The 22,148-nt window shown below is 53.4% G+C and carries 23 protein-coding genes; 15 read left to right on the top strand and 8 right to left on the bottom strand.

The window, feature by feature from the left end; genetic code table 11:
* Position 1: 1 nt before the first annotated feature.
* The gene (locus tag AC4OVU_RS23285; RefSeq protein ID WP_023302891.1) at positions 2-802 is read right to left on the bottom strand and encodes a glycosyltransferase family 2 protein; all 801 of its coding nucleotides are present in this window, start codon (positions 800-802) and stop codon (positions 2-4) included.
* A 205-nt stretch (positions 803-1,007) separates the two neighbouring features.
* Between AC4OVU_RS23285 and AC4OVU_RS23280 the strand changes: the two genes are divergently transcribed.
* Both AC4OVU_RS23280 and AC4OVU_RS23275 read left to right on the top strand, forming a co-directional pair.
* The gene (locus AC4OVU_RS23280) at positions 1,008-2,213 is read left to right on the top strand and encodes a glycosyltransferase (protein WP_017693957.1); all 1,206 of its coding nucleotides are present in this window, start codon (positions 1,008-1,010) and stop codon (positions 2,211-2,213) included.
* Positions 2,214-2,228: 15 nt separating this feature from the next.
* Positions 2,229-3,143 (top strand): hypothetical protein, encoded by a 915-nt coding sequence (locus AC4OVU_RS23275; protein WP_015570028.1) that lies wholly within the window; start codon positions 2,229-2,231, stop codon positions 3,141-3,143.
* A gap of 27 nt (positions 3,144-3,170) precedes the next feature.
* On the opposite strand, the gene tdh is transcribed toward AC4OVU_RS23275, so the two are convergent.
* Positions 3,171-4,199 (bottom strand): L-threonine 3-dehydrogenase, encoded by a 1,029-nt coding sequence (gene tdh / locus AC4OVU_RS23270; RefSeq protein WP_110292527.1) that lies wholly within the window; start codon positions 4,197-4,199, stop codon positions 3,171-3,173.
* Positions 4,200-4,208: 9 nt separating this feature from the next.
* A complete protein-coding gene (gene kbl, locus AC4OVU_RS23265; protein WP_015570030.1) occupies positions 4,209-5,405 on the bottom strand; it encodes a glycine C-acetyltransferase in 1,197 nt (398 codons plus the stop codon).
* Between the two features lie 213 nt (positions 5,406-5,618).
* Here kbl and rfaD point away from each other — a divergent pair, with 213 nt between their 5' ends.
* The 6 genes from rfaD to AC4OVU_RS23235 are packed head-to-tail and all read left to right on the top strand — an operon-like array spanning position 5,619 to position 11,804.
* On the top strand, positions 5,619-6,551 hold the full coding sequence (gene rfaD, locus AC4OVU_RS23260; RefSeq protein WP_003860858.1) for an ADP-glyceromanno-heptose 6-epimerase: 933 nt from the start codon (positions 5,619-5,621) through the stop codon (positions 6,549-6,551).
* Positions 6,552-6,553: 2 nt separating this feature from the next.
* Positions 6,554-7,600, top strand: a complete 1,047-nt coding sequence (gene rfaF / locus AC4OVU_RS23255; protein ID WP_110292525.1) for an ADP-heptose--LPS heptosyltransferase RfaF — start codon at positions 6,554-6,556, stop codon at positions 7,598-7,600.
* 3 nt (positions 7,601-7,603) lie between these two features.
* Positions 7,604-8,587, top strand: coding sequence for a lipopolysaccharide heptosyltransferase RfaC (gene rfaC, locus AC4OVU_RS23250; protein ID WP_045142435.1), 984 nt, complete (start codon positions 7,604-7,606; stop codon positions 8,585-8,587).
* Between the two features lie 3 nt (positions 8,588-8,590).
* A complete protein-coding gene (locus AC4OVU_RS23245) occupies positions 8,591-9,700 on the top strand; it encodes a glycosyltransferase family 9 protein (RefSeq protein WP_017693958.1) in 1,110 nt (369 codons plus the stop codon).
* 5 nt (positions 9,701-9,705) lie between these two features.
* Positions 9,706-10,605, top strand: coding sequence for a glycosyltransferase family 2 protein (locus AC4OVU_RS23240; protein ID WP_110292524.1), 900 nt, complete (start codon positions 9,706-9,708; stop codon positions 10,603-10,605).
* The gene (locus AC4OVU_RS23235; RefSeq protein ID WP_491928796.1) at positions 10,593-11,804 is read left to right on the top strand and encodes an O-antigen ligase family protein; all 1,212 of its coding nucleotides are present in this window, start codon (positions 10,593-10,595) and stop codon (positions 11,802-11,804) included. Before AC4OVU_RS23240 ends, AC4OVU_RS23235 begins: the two co-directional genes overlap by 13 nt.
* A gap of 26 nt (positions 11,805-11,830) precedes the next feature.
* Here AC4OVU_RS23235 and AC4OVU_RS23230 read toward each other — a convergent pair whose 3' ends face one another.
* Positions 11,831-12,784, bottom strand: coding sequence for a polysaccharide deacetylase family protein (locus AC4OVU_RS23230; RefSeq protein WP_045142432.1), 954 nt, complete (start codon positions 12,782-12,784; stop codon positions 11,831-11,833).
* A 150-nt stretch (positions 12,785-12,934) separates the two neighbouring features.
* Here AC4OVU_RS23230 and rfaQ point away from each other — a divergent pair, with 150 nt between their 5' ends.
* The 7 genes from rfaQ to coaD all read left to right on the top strand — a co-directional run bounded on the left by rfaQ (position 12,935) and on the right by coaD (position 19,827).
* A complete protein-coding gene (rfaQ, locus tag AC4OVU_RS23225) occupies positions 12,935-14,005 on the top strand; it encodes a putative lipopolysaccharide heptosyltransferase III (protein ID WP_110292523.1) in 1,071 nt (356 codons plus the stop codon).
* Positions 14,002-15,129 carry a glycosyltransferase family 4 protein gene (locus AC4OVU_RS23220; RefSeq protein WP_110292522.1) on the top strand — a complete coding sequence of 376 codons (1,128 nt, stop codon included), beginning with the start codon at positions 14,002-14,004 and terminating at the stop codon, positions 15,127-15,129. The genes rfaQ and AC4OVU_RS23220 overlap by 4 nt, the downstream gene beginning before the upstream one ends.
* Positions 15,130-15,131: 2 nt before the next feature.
* The gene (locus AC4OVU_RS23215; RefSeq protein ID WP_110292521.1) at positions 15,132-16,232 is read left to right on the top strand and encodes a glycosyltransferase; all 1,101 of its coding nucleotides are present in this window, start codon (positions 15,132-15,134) and stop codon (positions 16,230-16,232) included.
* Positions 16,233-16,243: 11 nt separating this feature from the next.
* Positions 16,244-17,233 carry a glycosyltransferase gene (locus tag AC4OVU_RS23210; RefSeq protein ID WP_015570038.1) on the top strand — a complete coding sequence of 330 codons (990 nt, stop codon included), beginning with the start codon at positions 16,244-16,246 and terminating at the stop codon, positions 17,231-17,233.
* A gap of 66 nt (positions 17,234-17,299) precedes the next feature.
* Positions 17,300-18,574: a lipid IV(A) 3-deoxy-D-manno-octulosonic acid transferase gene (waaA, locus tag AC4OVU_RS23205; protein ID WP_003860874.1), complete on the top strand. Its 1,275-nt coding sequence runs from the start codon at positions 17,300-17,302 to the stop codon at positions 18,572-18,574.
* Positions 18,574-19,344 (top strand): glycosyltransferase family 2 protein, encoded by a 771-nt coding sequence (locus AC4OVU_RS23200; protein ID WP_110292520.1) that lies wholly within the window; start codon positions 18,574-18,576, stop codon positions 19,342-19,344. The genes waaA and AC4OVU_RS23200 overlap by 1 nt, the downstream gene beginning before the upstream one ends.
* Positions 19,345-19,347: 3 nt before the next feature.
* Entirely contained in the window at positions 19,348-19,827 is a 480-nt protein-coding gene (gene coaD / locus AC4OVU_RS23195; protein ID WP_015570040.1) for a pantetheine-phosphate adenylyltransferase, read from the top strand.
* 2 nt (positions 19,828-19,829) lie between these two features.
* Here the strand turns inward: coaD and mutM are convergent, their stop codons facing one another.
* The 4 genes from mutM to radC all read right to left on the bottom strand — a co-directional run bounded on the left by mutM (position 19,830) and on the right by radC (position 22,021).
* The gene (mutM, locus tag AC4OVU_RS23190) at positions 19,830-20,639 is read right to left on the bottom strand and encodes a bifunctional DNA-formamidopyrimidine glycosylase/DNA-(apurinic or apyrimidinic site) lyase (protein WP_003860879.1); all 810 of its coding nucleotides are present in this window, start codon (positions 20,637-20,639) and stop codon (positions 19,830-19,832) included.
* A gap of 72 nt (positions 20,640-20,711) precedes the next feature.
* Positions 20,712-20,879, bottom strand: coding sequence for a 50S ribosomal protein L33 (rpmG, locus tag AC4OVU_RS23185; RefSeq protein ID WP_003024094.1), 168 nt, complete (start codon positions 20,877-20,879; stop codon positions 20,712-20,714).
* Between the two features lie 22 nt (positions 20,880-20,901).
* On the bottom strand, positions 20,902-21,138 hold the full coding sequence (gene rpmB / locus AC4OVU_RS23180) for a 50S ribosomal protein L28 (RefSeq protein ID WP_002436699.1): 237 nt from the start codon (positions 21,136-21,138) through the stop codon (positions 20,902-20,904).
* Between the two features lie 217 nt (positions 21,139-21,355).
* Positions 21,356-22,021 carry a RadC family protein gene (gene radC / locus AC4OVU_RS23175; protein WP_006812419.1) on the bottom strand — a complete coding sequence of 222 codons (666 nt, stop codon included), beginning with the start codon at positions 22,019-22,021 and terminating at the stop codon, positions 21,356-21,358.
* Positions 22,022-22,148: the final 127 nt, after the last annotated feature.

The raw sequence follows: 22,148 nt of genomic DNA, 5'->3' as shown, positions 1-22,148 counted from the left end.
CCTATTCTGCCAGATAAGAGTCCGACTGCTCTTTTGCAACGGACTCTCTCTTTTCCCGATCCTGATACCAGGCCTTGAAATACTTCAAAAAACTGTACGCCGTGGCATAAAACCCTGTCACCACACCTACTTTGCCCTGACGCCAGGCACCGCTAAACAGATACCATTTGAAAAATGCGCCGATAGCGCTGATCGCGCCGCGACCAAGAGAGGGACGTATCGTCTGATATTGAACCAGGCGAGTGGTATATCCGTTTAATTTATTAAAAAGTTCATGCAGCGAATGAAACGTCTCATGTCTGACATAACCTGGAATACGTTCAGAACGGAGAAAACCTTCAACCTGATCGTCTACTGGCCGGTTATTAAATCGCGACTGCGTACGGTTAAAAAGACGCACCGGATAATCCGGTGATGAGACGGGATAAATCGTTCGGACATTTTCTCCCAAAACAAACCAGTGACGACATATCCGCCACGCCATATCCAGTTCGGGTTCATCGCCCATTTTTAATTCTAAAATAGCATCAACGGTTTCTTGATCGAGTATTTCGTCACTGTCCATGCACAGCACCCAGTCGTTATGCGCATGGGATACGGCATGGTTCATCTGCTCGCCGTGCCAGCTATATTTTTTGAATATGGGCGACAATCCATAACTCTGGCAAATATATATCGTCGAGTCTGTACTTCCGGAATCCACTATAACGAATTCATCTGCTATTTTTAAAAGAGGAGGAATAACATCGTGCAACGTTCTTTCGGAGTTAAACGTTAATAAGCAGACCGTTATTTTAAACATATTTTCACTCTCTCAATAACGACATAAAATTTTTCACTCATACTATCGAATTGAGAAGAGGCGATTAAAGTCTTAAATCGCACTTTTAAAATAAGCGCGTTTAAAATGTTTTCTTGTAAAAAGACAAAGAAATACAAAAAATCTATTTTATTTCAGTAAATTCTTTATAATGCGGTCAGATGAAGGGTAGCATACGGATTCAGACATGCCGCAAAAACGTAAAATCCTCCTCCTGGACACGGGCAAAGAATGGGGGGGAGGTACCAACAGTATGCTTGAGCTTCTGAAGCGAATCAACCGCGACAAATTCGACATTACTTGTTGTTTTTACAGTGATTATAGTCGTGCTGAAGGTCAAACGATTGGCCAGGTGCTCAATAGCATTGGGATCCCGCTACTCGTTATCCCTCAACGTAAGCAACCGGCATGGGCAAAACTACTGAAAGAAGCGGGACGTGGTCTGCTGTTTTTTTCGCGTTCAGCGCGCAAAGCATTTACGCGGCATATCGATACCCTGTGGCGCATTCGCCCCAACGTCAGCAAGATCGAGACCATTTTCAGGGAAGGTGGATTCGATACGCTGTATATGAACAACCAGCCAGGCTCTAACGAAGAAGGGTATCTGGCGGGCGCAAACCTGCATGCGCGGATAATCCAGCACTGCCGGATTGAACCGGTGCTGACCCCGCCGCTGGTGAAGTTGGTCAATGCCCATGCCACAAAAATCATCGCCGTCTCGCACGGCGTTGAACGCGTGTTGCTTCAGCATGGCGTCCGGCCAGCGCTGTGTACCACGGTCAACAATGCTATCGACATCCACCAGCCTTTGCCCGACCGACGCGCGATGCGCCAGCGCCTGAACATTGATGACGACACGTTTGTGTTCGGCAGCATTGGCTCGCTAATCCCTCGCAAAGCCAACCACCATACGCTGGAGGCGCTGGCACAGTTCAGCCAGAGGCACCCGCAGGCAAAATGGAAGATGGTGCTGGTCGGTGAAGGGGCGGAGCGCGGCGCACTGGCGGCACAGGCTGACGCGCTGGGTATTGCTGAGCACGTCATTTTTACCGGTTTCCAGAACACGCCTTTTGACTATCTCGCCACCTTTGACGCATTTATTCTGGCCTCGAAGAGCGAAGGCCTGCCGCGCGTCGTGCTGGAGGCAATGCTGCTGAATATTCCCGTGATTGGTTCAAAGGTGACCGGCACGGCAGAATTGATCGATCATGAGTCGACCGGCCTGCTGTTTCCCTGGAGCGACGTGTCGCAACTTGCTCAACATCTGGATAATATCTGGCAGGATCCTGCTCTGCGCGCCCGGCTCGCCGCTGCCGCACACCAGAATGTCTGCAACATGTATGCCATTGAAAGCTATGTTAACGGTGTCGAGGCCGTTCTTGGCGCGCAATAACCAAACGAGAAGAACATGTTTAAATTCCTGAATGCTCGCTACCGCCACATTACCGGGCGTCATAACATTCCTTACGCTTCCCTTCCGGTCACGCGCGATCTCGTTGCGGTGGATTCCATTGTGATCCCGTGTACGGGCGCGGATTTCGTCGAAGAGGCGTTATTGTCAGCGACCTTTGCAGAGCGTTATGCCACCGACGTCAGCGAGATTGTTATCGTCAGCGATCAGCCTGAATCCGCTTTCGGCGAGCTGCCGCCAAAAACCCGCGTTGTTACCCTCACGCTTCCAAAACGTGAAGAAGGTTACCGCTATAAGCAGATCTACCTCAGTCGTCTGGTGAAGCTTAACGCTCCGTTGCAGGCGCGCGGTGAAGGTGTGCTGATGATCGACTCCGATCTCAACCTGCTTAAAATGCCAGAGATCAACATGGCGGATATGCACATCTACTCCAGCTTCCGTCAGGGCAAAATGATTGCCAAGCTGGACGGCGCGCCAGCGGAGAAAGTGCCGGCATATTACAAAGAAACGGTGCGTCCGTATCTGGTCGATCACGTTAACGGCGCGTTTCTTGCAGCCACCAAAAAGACCTGGCGCCGTATCTGCCCGCTGTGGCTGACGCTGTTCCAGGATACCTGGGAGCTGATGGACGACACGCAGCCGCCGACCGATCAGCTGCCGCTCGCTGCGCTGCTGGACATGCTGGATGTAAAAACGGTTAACCTCGGTGACTGGATGAACTGGCCGGTCTCCAAGAAGATCGGCGGTCAGGAAGCCGTTGTGCCGAAAGAGGTGATTGGCGCGCACGGTGGTTTCCCGCTTTCCGAATGGCAGAAGTATCTGGAATCGCCGGATAACAAACTGCTGTTCAAAGGCCAGGATTACACCCGCAAAGTGCGTTACCTGACGGACGAAGAGAAAAAGAATCAGTAAAAAAAGGGGCCGCTGGCCCCTTTTTAATTACTTATCCCAGCTCAGGATCACTTTCCCTGACTGGCCGGACCGCATTGCGTCAAAGCCCTGCTGGAACTCATCGATGGAGAAACGGTGAGTGATAATCGGGGACAGATCCAGACCGGACTGGATCAGCGCGGCCATCTTGTACCAGGTTTCGAACATCTCACGGCCATAGATGCCCTTAATGAACAGCCCCTTGAAGATGACTTTGTTCCAGTCAATGGACATATCTGACGGCGGAATACCCAGCATCGCGATACGGCCACCGTGGTTCATGGTGTCGAGCATGGTGCGGAACGCCGGTGGCGCGCCGGACATCTCCAGACCCACGTCAAAGCCTTCGGTCATGCCCAGCTCTTCCATCACATCGGTCAGGCTCTCTTTCGAGACATCCACCGCGCGGGTGACGCCCATTTTGCGCGCCAGCGACAGGCGGTATTCGTTCACGTCGGTGATCACCACGTTGCGCGCACCCACGTGCTTCGCCACGGCTGCCGCCATAATGCCGATGGGGCCCGCGCCGGAAACCAGCACGTCTTCACCCACCAGGTCGAAGGAGAGCGCCGTGTGTACCGCGTTGCCGAACGGATCGAAGATGGAGGCCAGATCGTCAGAGATATTGTCCGGGATTTTGAAGGCGTTAAACGCCGGGATCACCTGGTATTCCGCGAAGCAGCCCGGACGGTTCACGCCCACGCCGACGGTGTTGCGGCACAGGTGGGTACGCCCACCGCGACAGTTACGGCAGTGACCGCAGGTAATGTGGCCTTCACCGGAGACGCGATCGCCAATGTTGAAGCCTTTTACTTCCTGGCCGATACCCACCACTTCGCCGACATACTCGTGACCGACAACCATCGGTACCGGAATGGTTTTCTGTGACCACTGGTCCCAGTTGTAGATGTGAACGTCAGTACCGCAGATGGCGGTTTTACGAATTTTGATCAGCAGATCGTTATGACCGACTTCCGGCTCCGGCACGTCGGTCATCCAAATCCCTTCTTCCGCTTTCAGTTTGGATAACGCTTTCATCATACGTCCTCAGGCAATGACGCCCAGCTGTTTGCCGATGCGGGTAAAGGCTTCCACCGCACGTTCAATTTGTTCAGGCGAGTGCGCCGCAGACATCTGGGTGCGGATACGCGCCTGACCTTTTGGTACCACCGGGAAGAAGAACCCGGTCACGTAAATCCCTTCTTTCTGAAGCTCACGAGCAAATTTCTGCGCGACAACCGCGTCGCCCAGCATCACCGGAATGATCGCGTGATCGGCACCGGCCAGGGTGAATCCTGCGGCACTCATTTTTTCACGGAACAGGCGGGCGTTAGCCCACAGGCGGTCGCGCAGCTCAGCCCCGGATTCCACCATCTCCAGCACTTTAATGGAGGCAGCCACAATCGCCGGCGCCAGGGAGTTGGAGAACAAATACGGGCGGGAGCGCTGGCGCAGCCACTCGACCACCTCTTTACGCGCGGCAGTGTAGCCGCCAGACGCGCCGCCGAGCGCTTTGCCCAGCGTACCGGTGATGATATCCACGCGGCCCATTACGTCGCAGTATTCGTGGGAGCCACGACCGTTTTCGCCGACAAAACCGACCGCGTGAGAGTCATCCACCATCACCAGCGCGTCGTATTTATCCGCCAGATCGCACACGCCCTTCAGGTTGGCGATCACACCGTCCATGGAGAACACGCCGTCGGTGGCGATCAGGACGTGGCGAGCCCCTGCTTCACGGGCCTCTTTCAGGCGCGCTTCCAGCTCCACCATGTCGTTGTTGGCGTAGCGGAAACGCTTCGCTTTGCACAGGCGTACGCCGTCGATGATGGAGGCGTGGTTCAGGGCGTCGGAGATAATCGCGTCTTCTGCGCCGAGCAGGGTCTCAAACAGACCGCCGTTGGCGTCGAAGCAGGAGGAGTACAGAATCGCGTCTTCCATTCCGAGGAAGTTCGCCAGCTTTTGCTCAAGCTGCTTGTGGCTGTCCTGCGTACCGCAGATAAAGCGAACGGAGGCCATACCGAAACCGTGGGTGTCCATGCCGTTTTTCGCCGCGGCAATTAGCTCAGGGTGATTCGCAAGACCTAAGTAGTTGTTCGCGCAAAAGTTGATCACATGGCTGCCGTCGGCAACGGTGATGTCCGCCTGCTGGGCAGACGTGATAATACGCTCTTCTTTGAACAACCCTTCCGCACGTGCGGTGTCGAGGTCGCTGTTTAACTGTTTGTAAAAATCACCACGCATTGCAATTCTCCAGACTCGGCAAATTTTGGCACATATTACCCAAACCAATAGTTCATGACGAGATGACGCAGTATCTCTTCTCGTTTTTGCAGCATAAATCACGCGTACCCCTGCTGCATATCGGTGAATGGCTGAAGCCTGAGCATTGTGATGATATGATAAAGAGATTAGCGTTCGGGATATTCCCCGACTCATACTTCAAAGGTTACAGTTATGATCATCGTTACTGGCGGCGCGGGCTTTATCGGCAGCAATATTGTTAAGGCCCTCAATGACAAAGGCATCACCGACATTCTGGTGGTGGACAACCTGAAAGACGGCACCAAGTTCGTGAACCTGGTGGATCTGAACATCGCTGACTACATGGATAAAGAAGACTTCCTTATCCAGATTATGGCGGGTGAAGAGTTCGGCGAGATCGAAGCCATCTTCCACGAAGGTGCTTGCTCCTCCACCACCGAGTGGGACGGCAAGTACATGATGGATAACAACTATCAGTACTCCAAAGAGCTCCTGCACTACTGCCTGGAGCGTGAAATTCCGTTCCTGTACGCCTCTTCCGCGGCAACTTACGGTGGGCGCACTTCAGATTTCATCGAATCCCGCGAATATGAGCAGCCGCTGAACGTTTACGGTTACTCCAAGTTCCTGTTTGATGAGTACGTACGTCAGATCCTGCCAGAAGCGAACTCGCAGATTGTCGGCTTCCGCTACTTCAACGTCTACGGGCCGCGCGAAGGCCACAAAGGCAGCATGGCGAGCGTGGCGTTCCACCTGAACACCCAATTAAATAACGGCGAAAGCCCGAAACTGTTCGAAGGCAGCGACGGCTTCAAGCGTGACTTCGTCTACGTGGGCGATGTGGCGGCAGTAAACCTGTGGTTCCTGGAAAATGGCGTGTCCGGCATTTTCAACCTGGGCACTGGCCGCGCGGAATCCTTCCAGGCGGTGGCAGACGCGACGCTGGCGTACCATAAGAAAGGCAGCATCGAGTACATTCCGTTCCCGGATAAGCTGAAAGGCCGCTACCAGGCATTCACCCAGGCGGACCTGACTAACCTGCGCGCCGCAGGCTACGACAAGCCGTTCAAGACCGTTGCCGAAGGCGTAACGGAATATATGGCCTGGCTGAACCGCGACGCATAAGCATGAAAATTCTGGTGATCGGCCCGTCATGGGTGGGCGACATGATGATGTCGCAAAGTCTCTATCGCACGCTCAAGGCGCGTTATCCCCAGGCGATAATCGACGTGATGGCACCCGCATGGTGCCGTCCGCTGTTATCGCGTATGCCGGAAGTGAACGAGGCGATCCCGATGCCGCTCGGACACGGGGCGCTGGAAATCGGTGAACGCCGCAAACTCGGCCACAGCCTGCGCGAGAAACGCTATGACCGCGCGTACGTGCTGCCTAACTCCTTCAAATCCGCCCTTGTGCCCTTCTTTGCGGGCATCCCGCACCGTACCGGCTGGCGCGGTGAAATGCGCTACGGCCTGCTGAACGACGCCCGGGTGCTGGATAAAGAGGCCTGGCCGCTGATGGTGGAGCGCTACGTGGCGCTGGCCTACGACAAAGGCGTGATGCGCAGCGCGAAAGATCTGCCGCAGCCGCTGCTGTGGCCGCAGCTCCAGGTAAGCGATGGGGAGAAATCCCACACCTGCAACGCATTTGGCATTTCGTCCGAACGCCCGATGATTGGGTTCTGCTCTGGCGCAGAATTCGGTCCGGCAAAACGCTGGCCGCACTATCACTATGCAGAGCTGGCGAAACAGCTTATCGATGAAGGCTATCAGATTGTGCTGTTTGGCTCGGCGAAAGATCATGAGGCGGGCAATGAAATTCTCGCCACGCTGAGCACCGAGCAACAGGCATGGTGCCGCAACCTGGCCGGGGAAACGCAACTCGAGCAGGCGGTTATCCTCATTGCCGCCTGTAAGGCCGTGGTCAGTAACGACTCTGGCCTGATGCACGTCGCCGCCGCGCTGGACCGCCCGCTGGTCGCGCTGTATGGCCCAAGCAGCCCGGACTTCACGCCGCCGCTGTCGCACAAGGCGCGCGTGATCCGTTTGATCACCGGCTACCACAAGGTGCGCAAAGGCGATGCCGCAGAAGGTTACCATCAGAGCCTGATCGACATTACCCCGCAGCGTGTTCTCGAAGAACTCAACGCACTGCTGTTGAGCGAAGAAGGATAACGGATGCGGGTATTGATCGTTAAAACCTCCTCAATGGGTGATGTTCTGCATACGCTGCCGTCGCTGACGGACGCCATGCGGGCCATTCCCGGCATCCGTTTTGACTGGGTGGTGGAAGAAGGCTTCGCGCAGATCCCCACCTGGCATGAAGCGGTTGATCGCGTGATCCCGGTGGCCATTCGCCGCTGGCGCAAAGCGTGGTTCTCCGCACAGATTAAAGCCGAACGCAAAGCCTTCCGCGAAGCGGTGCAGGCCCGGCGTTACGACGCGATCGTCGACGCCCAGGGGCTGGTGAAAAGCGCCGCGCTGGTCACGCGTCTGGCGCACGGCGTAAAGCACGGCATGGACTGGCAAACCGCCCGCGAACCGCTGGCGAGCCTGTTCTATAACCGTCGCCACCATATTGCGAAGCAGCAGCACGCCGTGGAACGTACCCGCGAGCTGTTCGCTAAGAGTCTCGGCTATGCAAAACCCGACCTCCAGGGTGACTACGCCATCGCACAGCATTTTCTGCGCGAAACGGACAAGGATATCGCGCCCTATCTGGTTTTCCTGCATGCCACAACGCGCGACGATAAGCACTGGCCGGAAACGCACTGGAGAAGGCTGATTGAACTAATGCAACCTAGCGGTATCCATATTAAACTCCCGTGGGGCGCTGAACATGAGCGGCAGCGAGCGGAACGTCTGGCAGCAGGTTTTTCCCACGTCGAGGTGTTACCCAAACTCACGCTGGCGCAGGTTGCCGCACAGCTGGCGGGCGCTAACGCCGTCGTTTCTGTGGATACAGGGTTAAGCCATTTAACCGCCGCACTGGATCGTCCTAATATCACGATTTTCGGCCCGACCGATCCGGGGTTGATCGGGGGTTACGGTAAAAACCAGCATCAGATGGTTAGCCCTACGCAACAAACGAAGGATATTAGCGCAGATGCTATTTTTTCATTTTTACAGGGCAGCCATCGGCTTTCCAACAGGGATATTTAACCCATGAGTTATGTATTTCTGCTGATTTTACTCTTTCCGGTGAAACTCATCCGGAAGCTGTTTCGAAAAGACACGGGCAAGAACCTTGTCATTCAGACAGCCAAAATCGGTGACTTTATTAATGCGACGCCTCTTCTGGCATATCTGCAAAAAAGCGATGTGTTGATCAGTCGCAGCGTTGGCGCGCTGGCGAAGCATGATGAGACTATTGAGCAGATCTATTTTATTGAGCAGCATAAGCGCAACCTGTGGCGTAAACTGTGCTTCGCGTGCAGGATCATGAACCGATACGACAACGTCTACCTGCTACAGCCCAACAGCGTGAACCTCTTTTTTGCCGCCGTCTGCAATGCCAAAAACAAACAATTTTTAAGCATTTACACGCGCAGGTGGTATCACGGGATTTTCTATCTCGCAGCCGACGGCACCGTTGAGCATGGCAAAAAAACGCTTTCGGTGACGAACTACCTGAAACTGGCCGACCGCTCGCTCACGTGGCAAGACTCTCCCAAGCACGCCACAAAGCCACTCTTCAAGCCGACGACCTGGCCGGCCATTCTTGATAAACCTGGCGTTATCCGCATCGGCATCAGTATTGCGGCGGGCAATAAAGCCAAAACCGTCCCTCCGGTTATCTGGAAGCGGATTGTTGATCAACTCGCTGATTTACCCTGCGAGTTTTATGTCTTCGGCGCGCCAAACGAACAGTCGTGGATGGACGATATCACCCGTCTTTACGGTGACATCCCCAATTTTATCAATCTTATTGGCAAAATTTCGCTGGAAGAGCTTCCCTGGGCCATTTCTAAGATGGACTGCTATATCGCGTCTGACTCGGGGAATGTCTACATCGCAGACGCCGTCGGCGTGCCGGTGGTCCTGCTGTTTGGACCGTGTTGTCACTATGAACAGCGTCCGCTTGGCAATGTGATGCTGATCGGGAATGACGATAACATTTGTTCTTATGTGTTTGAAACGCGCTATTACTTCCCGCAAGAACGGGAAGCGCTATTCTCTGTCACTGACTCCGCGTTACACGATCTTCAGCAGTTTATCCGTACATTACCAAAAGCCCGCTCACTGGCTAGCGCTACCGACGCTCAAGGAAACTAATTTTTATGGCTTTTTTAAGCGTCATTATTGCTGCGCATAACGCTGAAGCTACGCTGCACGCCACGCTTTCAAGCCTGCTGGCAGCAACCGATCAGGACACTGAAATTATTATTTTCAATGACAGTTCTGAGGATGCCACGCAGGCAATAATTGATGAGTGGTCGCCGAAATTTCCTCAGATCATAACGCGCACCGTGAACTTTCGTAACGTTGGCCGGGTAAGAAACAGCGCTGTCGCACTGGCATCGGGTGAGTATATTACGATGCTCGACAGTGACGATTGCTTAAAGCCTGGCAGCCTCAGGGACGCAATGGCCTTCCTGAAAGCGCAACGTCCGGACATGTTACTGACTCGTTTGCTTGAGATTCGCGATCCCCGGAAAATGACTTCAGACTGGCAGGGATTTAAGCCTGTGCCATTGTCACAACATGAAGCAATTGCTCGTTTCTTACGTCATAAAGACTTTCAGGCACATCTCATTGGCCAGTTTATTCATCGTAGTCTTTACGAGAAAAATCCCATACCTCCGATGTTATGTTATGAGGATTTCGCTGTCTTCCCGGGAATGTTGATGCAATCGAGCAAAATAGCCTATCAACGCCAGGGGCATTATTATTACATCAAGCGTCGCGACAGTTTGTCGAGCAGTCTGGACGCCAGCAAAATTTCAACGCTTGTCGAATGCACGTTACACATGGAAAGAACATTTCCGTCACGCTACAAACATCTCGTCAATTGCCACTGGTTTGATATTTACAGCAACCATCGGTCCTGTCTTATAGACCAACAATTGCAGCTCGTGAAACAACGCGTAAAGACCATGTATACATTGTCTTTTTTCCTGTCCACCGATGTTCGTTTTAGCTACAAAAAAAGGGTTATTGAGGCGTTATGGAAAAAATAAAACCACGGCTATATCAACTGACGATCGCTTTAAGCCTCATCTCCTTGATACTGGCTTTAGTCAGTTCTGGGAAGCAAAGAGAGTTTTTCTATATCGCTATTTACGTCAGTATTATTGGCCTGGCTTTCGAATATAAAAAAATCACTTTGCGACCTTTTACTATAGCGCTGCCCATTCTGCTGATTGGGTTACTTAACCTCGGCTGGTACTTACTCTATGAGTATCATAACGAGGGCCTCAACCTTTACAGCGACTACCTCGGTGCCAGCAAAAAGTTAATTTTAGCGAGTGTCCTGATTTTCTATATCGACCGCTTTAAGTTTTATATCGATAAGGATACCTTCAGGAAATTCTTCTTCTTCGCAACGGCCCTGGGGTTTGTGCTCGCCACAGGGTATGGCTTGTGGCAGGCCTCGCAAGGTATGACTCGCGTTGAGATGGCAATTAACCGTGCCACCGTTTCAGCCTATGTTTATTCTGTCCTGTCACTGGCTTTCGTATACAGTCTTTACCTTCAACAGAACGTGAAGCTGTATGTTGTTGCGGGCTTCACTATATTAATCTCTTACTTCGTCATACTGTTGACGGGGACCCGCGCTGCGATGGGTTTATATCTGCTTCTGGCAATTGTGCTCACGCTTTATCATTTCAGAAAGATTCATCTCAAATCCGCTCTCATCTTTTTATGTATTGTGGCCGGGATTGTTATCGTGAGCTACAAGCCATTGATTTCCCCAAAAATAAGGCAAACCCAAATAGAAGTTGAGAAATATCAGCAAGGCTATGACCGCACGTCACTTGGCGCACGTTTTTCGATGTGGACTGTCGGGATCGAGAATGGTCTTGCACATCCGTTGGGACAATCACTTGAAGACCGTGAAACGTGGACACGGCAGTATATAAAAGACGGCCATCCACATCTTGCTACCGCGCTCGTGTACATCAAAGTCCACCTGCATAATGAATTTATTGAGAAATACTCTTTGCAGGGGATCCCCGGCGTAGCGGTAATGCTCTTTTTCTTCGTTTCGATGATTGTGTATGCCTTACGAAACAGAAACGCGCTGCTGCTGACATCGATGCTTCTTTTGCTCTTATATGGACTGACAGATGTCATACTGCTCAGTTCAGAAGCCTTAATCTTCTTTATGATTTTGTTTGCGCTAAGTACACCTTTCTCACAAACAAAACAGCAATAACAAATATGCCCGCCTGGCGGGCATAACTATTTTTTGTACTGGTAAAACTCCGCCAGCGTCATCCCCACGGTCTTATCTGATAACCAGGTAAAGAGCTGCTCCAGATCCTGATACAGCCCCTCAATCGCGGCCTCGTCTTTAAAAGTAGGGCTCCCGCCAGGCATAAATTCCGACGAATGCAGCATGAATTCCACGTAGTCATTCCCCTGAGCCAGGCACTGCTGCGCAACCTTAATCATCTCCGCCGCATTTCCTCCGGACGGACGTAACCAGTTAACTGACGGAGAACGGTATTTACCGCGCAGACGATCATAACCCTGCTTCAGGGAATTCAGCCATGCCGGGTGTTTATACTGGATGCTCATCGGCACTTCGAGGAGAGGGCTGTTTCCCGGCCGGGAAATGTCGTCTACGTCCAAAAAGTAGGCACTATCGGGAAAATGCTGGTAATTCGTTCCGCCATTACCCTGCGGGACACCTTTCGCGTTGCGCCAGTTCACGCGCGGCGTAACGGAACAATCTACCTGATACCCCAGCTCAATCAGCAACTGGGCGTAACGGCTGTCGAATGCCCAGCGCCCGGCGCGATGGCTGAGCATTTTTGTCTGGAAAGTCTCTTCCAGTAAGCGGGTCATGAAGAGCACTTTCTCACGCATGACCTCGTCTGAAAACTCAATCAGATAAGGCTGCCAGCGCCAGTCATCACCGGTCAGATCGTGCTCCGGAGGGCTATTCCAGGCATGGAGATGCATTCCCACCTCACCCTGGCCGCGGGCTATGACCTCTTTCGCGAACTCAATGAATACCGGTTCGACTGCCATCTCGTAGTTGGTCAGCCAGACGGGCTTAAAGCCGAAGCGTTCACAAAGCGCCTGAAACCGCGCCAGGTAGCGCGCGTTTTCCGTTTTGATCACCCGGTGGTTCTGCCAGAGATTATCCCCTTCGGTATCGATCGTGATGATAAACGCTGGTTTTTTCATAATGAGCCCGCAAGACAAAATAGTTAGCGCTATGTTACGCACGCCCGAAAGCAGGAGTAAACCCTTCCAGGGAAATTCCTGACATTATGGAGAAAGAGTGCAAGTCGTTACCAGGTCTATTAGAATTGCCAATAGTACAACGCCGATAAGATGATGATGAATAACTTACCTGACACGCCTGATTTGCGCATTTTACTGATCAAACTTCGCCATCATGGTGACATGTTACTCACCACCCCCGTCATCAATTCATTACGCCAGAAATGGCCTGAAGCCCAAATCGACGTGCTTCTCTATGAAGAGACGCGAGACATGCTCGCCGCGCATCCGGCAATCAGGACGATCTATGGTATCGATCGTAAATGGAAGCAGCTGGGGACGCTGAAGCACCTGCAAAAAGAGTGGCAGTTGCTTCGTGCTTTACGTGCTCAGCATTATCATCTGGTGATCAATCTTGCCGATCAGTGGCGCAGCGCGATTGTTACCCGCTTCACCGGTGCACCGGTTCGGCTCGGGTTCGCTTTTAACAAGCGCAATAATGCCTTCTGGCGTTTTTGTCACAGTGAACTGGTCTCGGTCGCCAGCCATCAGTCGTTGCACACCGTTGAACAAAATCTCTCCATACTGTCAGCGCTGCCGGTAATGGCCAACCCTACCGTGACCATGGCTTACAGCGCGGATGACTGGCGCCATGCTCACCAAAAGCTGTCGCAAAAGGGCGTGGGAGACCGCTACATCGTTATTCAACCCACTTCACGCTGGTTCTTTAAGTGCTGGGATGAAGACAAAATGGCGCAAACTATCGCCGCGTTGCAGCAGGACGGCCACACTATCGTCCTCACGGCGGGACCGGATAAGAAAGAGCTGGCGATGATTGACCGCATTCTTGCCGCCTCCCCGCAGACGGGTGTTGTATCACTGGCAGGCCAGTTAACCCTGCGCCAACTGGCCTCGCTAATCGATCACGCGATCCTGTTCATTGGCGTTGACTCCGTCCCCATGCACATGGCCGCCGCCCTTCAGACGCCCTGCGTGGCGCTGTTTGGCCCGTCAAAATTGACGTTCTGGTCGCCATGGCAGGTTAACGGAGAGGTCATCTGGGCAGGTAACTACGGCCCGCTTCCCAACCCTGACGCCATTGATACAAAAACGACGGAACGTTATCTCGACGCCATCCCCGTTGATGCTGTCGTCTCCGCCGCTAGGAGATACCTGCAATGAAGCTTCATCGTCTGGCCATTGTGCGCCAAAAATATCGTCCGGATGGAGGAGCAGAACGTTTTGTCTCCAGGGCACTTACCGCGCTGAGCAATCAAAATCTTGAGCTCAACGTCATCACCCGCGAGTGGCAGGGCGAAAAGCAGGACGACTGGCATATTCATATTTGCGATCCACGAAAGTGGGGCCGCATCAGCCGTGAGCGCGGCTTTGCACACGCCGCGCGCGCGCTGTGGCAGCAACAGCAGTTTGATATTGTCCAGAGCCACGAACGTATTCCGGGCTGCGATATTTACCGCGCCGGGGATGGTGTACATCGACGCTGGCTGCTACAGCGTACGCGTATTCTTCCCGCCTGGCGCGCGAAGCTGCTTACGCACGATCGCTATCACCGCTACGTGATGCACGCAGAACGTGAAATGTACCAGGCTCCCGAGTTGAAAGCCGTTATCTGTAATGCGGAGATGATCAAGCGCGAAATCGTCGAAGACTTTGATATTGACGCAAAAAAGATACATGTGATTTATAATTCAATAGATTCCAGCCGCTTCGTTCCGGCAGAAGAGAGACAACGCGCTGTACTGCGTCAGCAATTTGGCTTACCCGCTGATGCCGTCATTTTCTGCTTCGTGGGTTCAGGGTTTGAACGCAAGGGGCTGGCAAGCGCTATTCGGGCTATAGCAGGAACCTCGGCGTGGCTGGTTGTGGTCGGTCAGGATAAAGCGGAAAGCCGTTATCGCGACCTCGCCCGTTCATTAGGCTGTGAGGGGCAAATCCGTTTCCTGGGGATGCAAAAAGAGACGCTGCCATTTTATCAGCTTTCTGATGGTTTACTGCTGCCGACGCTGTATGACCCTTTCCCTAACGTCATACTTGAAGCAATGGCCTGTGGATTGCCCGTCATTACGTCAGAGAGTTGCGGTGGTTCAGAATTTATTGAGCAAGGCCAGAACGGGTTTTACTGTGATGCACTTGATATCCACACATTGAAGGAGGCCGTCATGTCCATCCCTTCACTGGAAAAAAATAACAATATGGGGCTTGCGGCGCGTGAACGCGTCAGAGAAGCAACCCCTGAAAAACTATCAAGTCAGCTTATTTCGCTTTATCAAAAATTACTGGATTAATAATGCGCATCCTAATGATTATTGATGGTTTACCCGGTGGAGGAGCCGAAAAAACGGTTCTCACCCTCTCCAGCGGACTGACAGAACTGGGGCATCAGGTCACCCTTTTCTCCTTACGGAAGGTGTGCGACTACGCCATTCCGGAAGGCATCGATTTTCAGGTTGTGCAGGATACCTGTAAAAAACCCTGGCGGAAGCTGACCGAGATCCCGCGTCGCGCCCGTTTGCTGGATCGCGCCATCGAGCAGGCAGAACGCAGCGGTAAATTTGACGTCGTGTTCTCACATCTGCATAAAACCGACCGTATCGTGGCGCACAGCTGCGTGCTGGATCGGGATAAGGTCTGGTTCTGCGTACACGGGATGTTCTCCTTCTCCTATTTGCGCCATCGCAGCGGGCTTTCTCGCTGGTTTAAGCATTATAAAATCCGTCATACCTATGAAAACCGCAACGTGGTGGCGGTATCCGGCGCCGTGCTGCACGATCTGTCTGAAGTACTCGCGATCCCCCTGCGGCGCAAAGCGGTTATCCATAACCCCTTTGATATCCCTGAAATTCAGCGTCTGGCGGAAGCGCCCTTTGAGATGCAGGGGCAGGATTACATTATCCACGTTGGCCGTTTTCATGAACACAAACGTCACGACAGGCTGCTGCGGGCGTTTGCGCTGAGCAAGATCGACGCATCGTTGGTGTTGATGGGCAAAGGTTCTGACGCGAAAATAAATCAGCTCAAACAGCTTGCCGCTAAGCTGGGAATTGAAAACAAGATCGTCTTCCGCCCGTTCGAAACCAACCCCTACCCGTGGATCAAAGGGGCACGCCTTTTAGTGTTAAGTTCCGACTGCGAAGGTTTTGGTAATGTACTGGTAGAGTCCATTATCTGTCAGACCCCACCGGTGAGTACAAACTGCCCTGGCGGCCCTGCTGAGATCCTTACTGGCCCCCTGGCGCGTGGTCTGACAGCGTTAACCGACGAATCACTGGCGAAAACACTGGCAGAACTGTATGCCTCTCCGCCGGTTGTTGATCGCGAAACGATCGCATCGTTCGGTATCAACGCCATTTGCCAGCAATACATTGCTTTGGTCGACAACCAAAAATAATCAGGTTTCATATGCAAAATTCAGCGCCTTTATTAAGCGTGGTGGTGGCCGTTTATAACGGTGAAGCTTTTCTCGATCAGTTCTTTACCTGCCTTGTAAATCAACACATCGACAGTATGGAAGTCATCATCGTGAATGACGGTTCCACTGACCGCTCGATGCAGATTGTCGAAAAATGGCGCGAAAAGCTGCCACAGATGCAGGTTATTGAACAACCTAATCAGGGCGTGTCCATCGCGCGTAATACTGGCCTGGCCGTTGCGACCGGGCAGTATCTCTCTTTCCCGGATATTGATGATGTCTTCAAACCCGGCATGTACCAGCGTCTGCTGGATATGGCCGTCACGCAGAACCTGGATGTCGCCACCTGCAATGGCAACTACGTCTGGGAAAATAACAAAAAACCGTCTCGCCCTATCTTCCCTGAAGATAAGCTCGCCTCAACGGGCGTCATGAATGGCGCGGCATGGTTAAAAAAGGCGCTGGATTCACGTAAGTTCCTGCATGTGACCTGGCTGAATATCTATCGTCACGATTTTATTCGTCAGCACGGCTTCCGTTTCGAGCCAGGCCTGCGCCATCAGGATATCCCGTGGACGACTGAGGTGCTGCTTGCCGCGGAACGCGTTCAGTACACCAGCGAACGCTTTTACGACTACTACATTCACTCCGCCTCGGTATCGCACACCCCGGATAATGACGACACGCTGATTCGCTCTGCGCGCCATTATATGAAGATCCTGAAGATGCTTGATGCCATTAACCAGCGCTACCCGGATAAAGTGAAAAATATCCCGGCCTGTTACTGGCAAATCGCTAAAGAGGGTCTGGGAATTATTCATACCTTCGACAACATGAAGGATGAGGCGAAGAAATCAATGATAATCAAAGAGTTCTTCGACACCGGGATCTGGAAGCTCATCTGGAAAAGTGCCAAAAGCCCGCGTTTGCGCTGGCGCCTGGGCCGGCGCTACTTCCGTTTAAAACGGTATCTGGCATAAGAGATAGCTTTAGCACGCTTAAATGCTTAGAATTTCCCGGCCGAAACTAAAAAAACGGATAATCGCTTGGAATTGTTGTATACCGCCCTGCTCTACATCATTCAGCCACTGGTGTGGCTGCGACTGTTGCTTCGTAGCCGTAAAGCGCCTGCGTACCGTAAACGCTGGGCCGAACGTTATGGCTACTGCCGCAATAAAGTGGCGCCGGACGGTATTCTGCTGCATTCCGTGTCAGTCGGGGAAACGCTGGCCGCCATTCCACTGGTGCGTGCCCTGCGCCACCGTTATCCGTCACTGCCCATCACCGTCACCACGATGACGCCAACCGGCTCAGAGCGCGTGATGTCTGCCTTCGGTAAAGACGTGCATCACGTCTACCTGCCGTACGATCTCCCCTGCGCCATGAACCGTTTCCTGAATACCGTGCGCCCTAAACTGGTGATCGTCATGGAAACCGAACTGTGGCCGAATATGATTTCCGCCCTGCATGCCCGTAAAATTCCTTTGGTTATCGCCAACGCGCGTCTGTCGGAACGCTCGGCGAAAGGGTACGGCAAGCTGGGTAAATTTATGCGTCGCCTGCTCAGCAAAATCACGCTGATCGCCGCGCAGAACGAAGAAGATGCCGCGCGCTTTATCGCCCTCGGCCTGAAGCGCAACCAGCTTGCGGTCACGGGTAGCCTGAAGTTCGATATTTCCGTCACCCCTGAACTCGCCGCCCGTGCGGTAACACTGCGTCGTCAGTGGGCGCCGCGTCGCCAGGTCTGGATTGCCACCAGCACCCATGATGGCGAAGAAGCCATTATTCTTCAGGCTCACCGCCAGCTGCTGGAAAAATTCCCTGATTTACTGCTGATTCTGGTTCCTCGCCATCCTGAGCGTTTTAAAGATGCCCGCGAGATGGTGCAAAAAGGCGGTTTCAGCTTCACCCTGCGCAGCAGCGGCGAAATCCCCTCTGGCAGCACGCAGGTGGTGATTGGCGATACGATGGGCGAACTGATGCTGCTGTACGGGATCGCCGATCTTGCATTCGTTGGCGGAAGCCTGGTGGAGCGCGGTGGTCATAACCCGCTGGAGCCAGCAGCCCACGCCATCCCCGTACTGATGGGGCCACACACGTTTAACTTCAAAGATATCTGCGCGAAATTGCAGCAAGCCGATGGCTTAATCACCGTGACCGACGCGGATTCGGTGGTCAAAGAGGTCTCTACCCTTCTGACTGACGAAGATTACCGCCTGTGGTACGGTCGTCACGCCGTTGAAGTCCTGCATCAGAACCAGGGCGCACTGACCCGTCTGCTGCAACTTCTGCAACCTTACCTGCCGCAGCGGAGCCACTAATGTCAACGCGTCTGTCGGTCGTGATGATCGCCAAAAACGCCGCCGACCTGCTTCCGGATTGCCTGGCCTCTGTTGCCTGGGCTGACGAAATCGTCATTCTCGACTCCGGAAGTACGGACAACACGGCGGACGTTGCCCGTGCAGCCGGAGCAAAAGTCTTTACCGACACCGACTGGCAGGGCTACGGTATTCAGCGCCAGCGTGCGCAGGGTTACGCCACGGGCGATTACGTGTTGATGATCGATACCGATGAGCGCGTCACCCCGGAACTCCGACAGGCCATTCAAATGGTGCTTGCCGCGCCACAGCCCGGCGCGGTCTACAGTATCGCGCGTCGTAACTATTTCCTGGGCCGCTTTATGCGCCACAGCGGCTGGTACCCCGACCGCGTGATGCGCCTCTATGCGCGCGAGCGTTATCAGTACAACGACAACCTGGTCCATGAATCTCTGGCCTGCGATAGCGCTCAGGTCATCCCTCTGACAGGCGATCTGCTTCATCTGACCTGCCGCGATTTCGCCAGCTTCCAGCGGAAACAGCTGAACTATGCCACCGCCTGGGCGCAGGAGCGGCATACGCGCGGCAAGAAGGCCACGCTGACCGGCATCTTCACCCACACGCTGGGCGCGTTTCTGAAAACGCTGCTGCTGCGTGGCGGCGTGCTGGACGGCAAACAGGGCTGGTTACTGGCCGTAGTGAATGCCCAGTATACTTTCAACAAATACACCGAGCTGTGGGCGCTGAACCGCGGCTACTCAGAGAAAACGTGAGCCATGAGCACAAAAGCGATTTATCCGGGTACCTTCGATCCGATCACTAACGGTCATCTTGATATCATCACCCGTGCGGCGTGTATGTTCGACAAGGTGATTCTGGCCATTGCCGCCAGCCCGAGCAAAAAGCCGATGTTCGACCTGAACGAACGCGTGCAGCTTGCCACCGATGCGATTTCGCATCTGTCGAATGTTGAGGTCGTCGGATTCAGCGACTTGATGGCAAACTTTGCCCGTGACCGGCAGGCCAATATCCTGATCCGCGGTCTTCGCGCGGTAGCAGACTTCGAATATGAGATGCAGCTGGCACACATGAACCGCCATCTGATGCCGGAGCTGGAGAGCGTATTCCTGATGCCCTCCAAAGAGTGGTCCTTCATCTCTTCCTCACTGGTGAAAGAGGTGGCGCGCCATCACGGGGACGTTACCCACTTCCTGCCGGTTAACGTCCACCAGGCGTTGATGGAAAAGCTAAAGTAACCCTACTTCTGGCACTGACGGCAGTAAAACGTGGCGCGCTGAGCGTGCTTCGTGGCAATAATCGGCGTCCCGCAGGCTCTGCACGGCTCACCCTTACGGCCATAAACCTGCAACTCCTGCGCAAAATAGCCCGGCTTCCCGTCGCTTTGCAGGAAATCCTTCAGCGTCGTCCCGCCCTGCTCAATTGAGCGCAGCAGTACCGCTTTAATTACTCTGACCAGCAGCTCGCACTCCTGCGCCGACAGCGAGGAGGCCAGCCGATCGGGATGGATCCCGGCGGCAAACAACGATTCGCTGGCATAGATATTTCCCACGCCCACCACCAGCTTGTTATCCATCAGCCAGGGTTTAATCGGGGTTTTCTTTTTCGCGCACTTCTCTTTGAGATAATCCGCGTTAAACGCCTCTGACAGCGGCTCAGGTCCGAGATGCGCCAGCACGTTGTGTCCTTCCAGCTCTTTGGTCCACAGCCATGCGCCAAAGCGACGCGGGTCGGTGTAACGCAGCACTTTGCCGTTACTCATCACCAGATCAACGTGGTCGTGCTTTTCCGCAGGCAACTCTTCGGTGAGGATGCGCAGGCTTCCCGACATGCCCAGATGGATAATGATCCAGCCGTCAGGCAGCTCCAGCAGCAGGTATTTCGCGCGGCGCTGCACGCTCAGGACGGGTTTGTCGCTTAACGCGTGGATCTCATCGGACACCGGCCAGCGCAGACGCCCGTTGCGAACGACAGCATGAAGAATAGTCGCGCCAACCAGATGGGGCTCAATGCCGCGGCGGCTGGTCTCTACCTCAGGTAATTCAGGCATGGTTCCTCCGTTGAGATGCAGAATGCAAAAAACCCCGCAGTTGCGGGGTTTTTCAATACAAGGAGACTAAAATTATTTGATTTTAGCTTCTTTGTACAGTACGTGCTGGCGTACAACTGGATCGAATTTTTTCAGTTCCAGTTTTTCCGGCTTAGTACGTTTGTTCTTCGTGGTGGTGTAGAAGTGACCTGTACCAGCAGAAGAAACCAGCTTGATTTTCTCGCGAATACCTTTAGCCATGATTTATTTCCTCTTTAAGTACTTAGTACTTTTCGCCACGGGCACGCAGTTCGGACAGAACTGTATCGATGCCTTTCTTATCGATTACACGCATACCTTTAGCAGATACGCGCAGGGTGACAAAACGCTTCTCGCTCTCAACCCAGAAACGGTGAGAGTGCAGGTTCGGCAGGAAACGGCGTTTAGTCGCGTTCAGTGCGTGGGAACGGTTGTTACCGGTCACCGGACGCTTGCCAGTAACTTGGCAGACTCGGGACATGTCTATTCTCCAAAAATCAAATTAGCTCGAGCTTCGTATGGGGTATCGGCGCCTCGTCAGGCTTTACAGCCCGGTCATCGCATAGTTCTATTGAACTCTCGATTGCCAGGCCCAAATGCCAAACCCGAGATTCTCAAAGGTGGCGTAGTATACGCTGACTCGGCGGTGTGCTCAAGTCCCGAACAGACAAAGATCCCGATGGATCGCGAGAAAAGGCCTAAATCCAGCCACGTTCGGCAAAAGAAATGTACTCTCCGCGGCCAATTATCAGATGGTCCAGCACACGAATGTCCATGAATTGACAGCATTTGATAATACGTTCGGTAATTGCTTTGTCAGCTCTGCTTGGTTCTGCACAGCCAGAGGGGTGATTATGCGCGAGGATCACGCCGGCTGCATTCACTTTTATCGCTTCCCGCACAATTTCACGCGGATGCACCTCAACGTGACTCAATGTTCCCGAAAAAAGGCGGGTATGTTTCAGTACCCGGTTTTTGTTGTCGAGAAAGATCACCATAAAGATCTCCCGCTCCAGATCGGAGAGCTGGCTTTGCAGAAATTCGCGGGTCATGTCGGGGGTGAGGATCGGGTCTTCTTCCTCCATACGCACGTTGTAAAATCGCCGGGCCAGCTCGGCAATGCCCCGTAACTGGGCATATTTCGCCACGCCAATGCCCTCAACGTGCGTAAACGCCTCCAGCTCAGCGGTCAGCAATCCATACAGTGAACCGAAATGGTCTATCAGTTCTTTCGCCAGCGTAAATACCGTTTTCCCCGGCGTGCCTGTGCGTAAAAAGAGCGCCAGCAGCTCGTCGTCCTTTAACAACGTGACGCCATGACGCAGCATTTTTTCACGCGGTAGCAGCAGTTCAGTCTCTTCCATGCCCGGCCTCCTTCTGTTTGCCATTATGCTGCCACAGGCAAATTCGGGGTTCGACGCTGGCATTTCGTTCTTGCGTAACGCCTCGCAAAGTGAATTAAGGACATCATCACCCCGTTTTAGGGATTGT

This window comes from Enterobacter sp. 6722112 (assembly GCF_058661685.1).
This window is presented reverse-complemented; position numbering and strand designations above follow the sequence as displayed.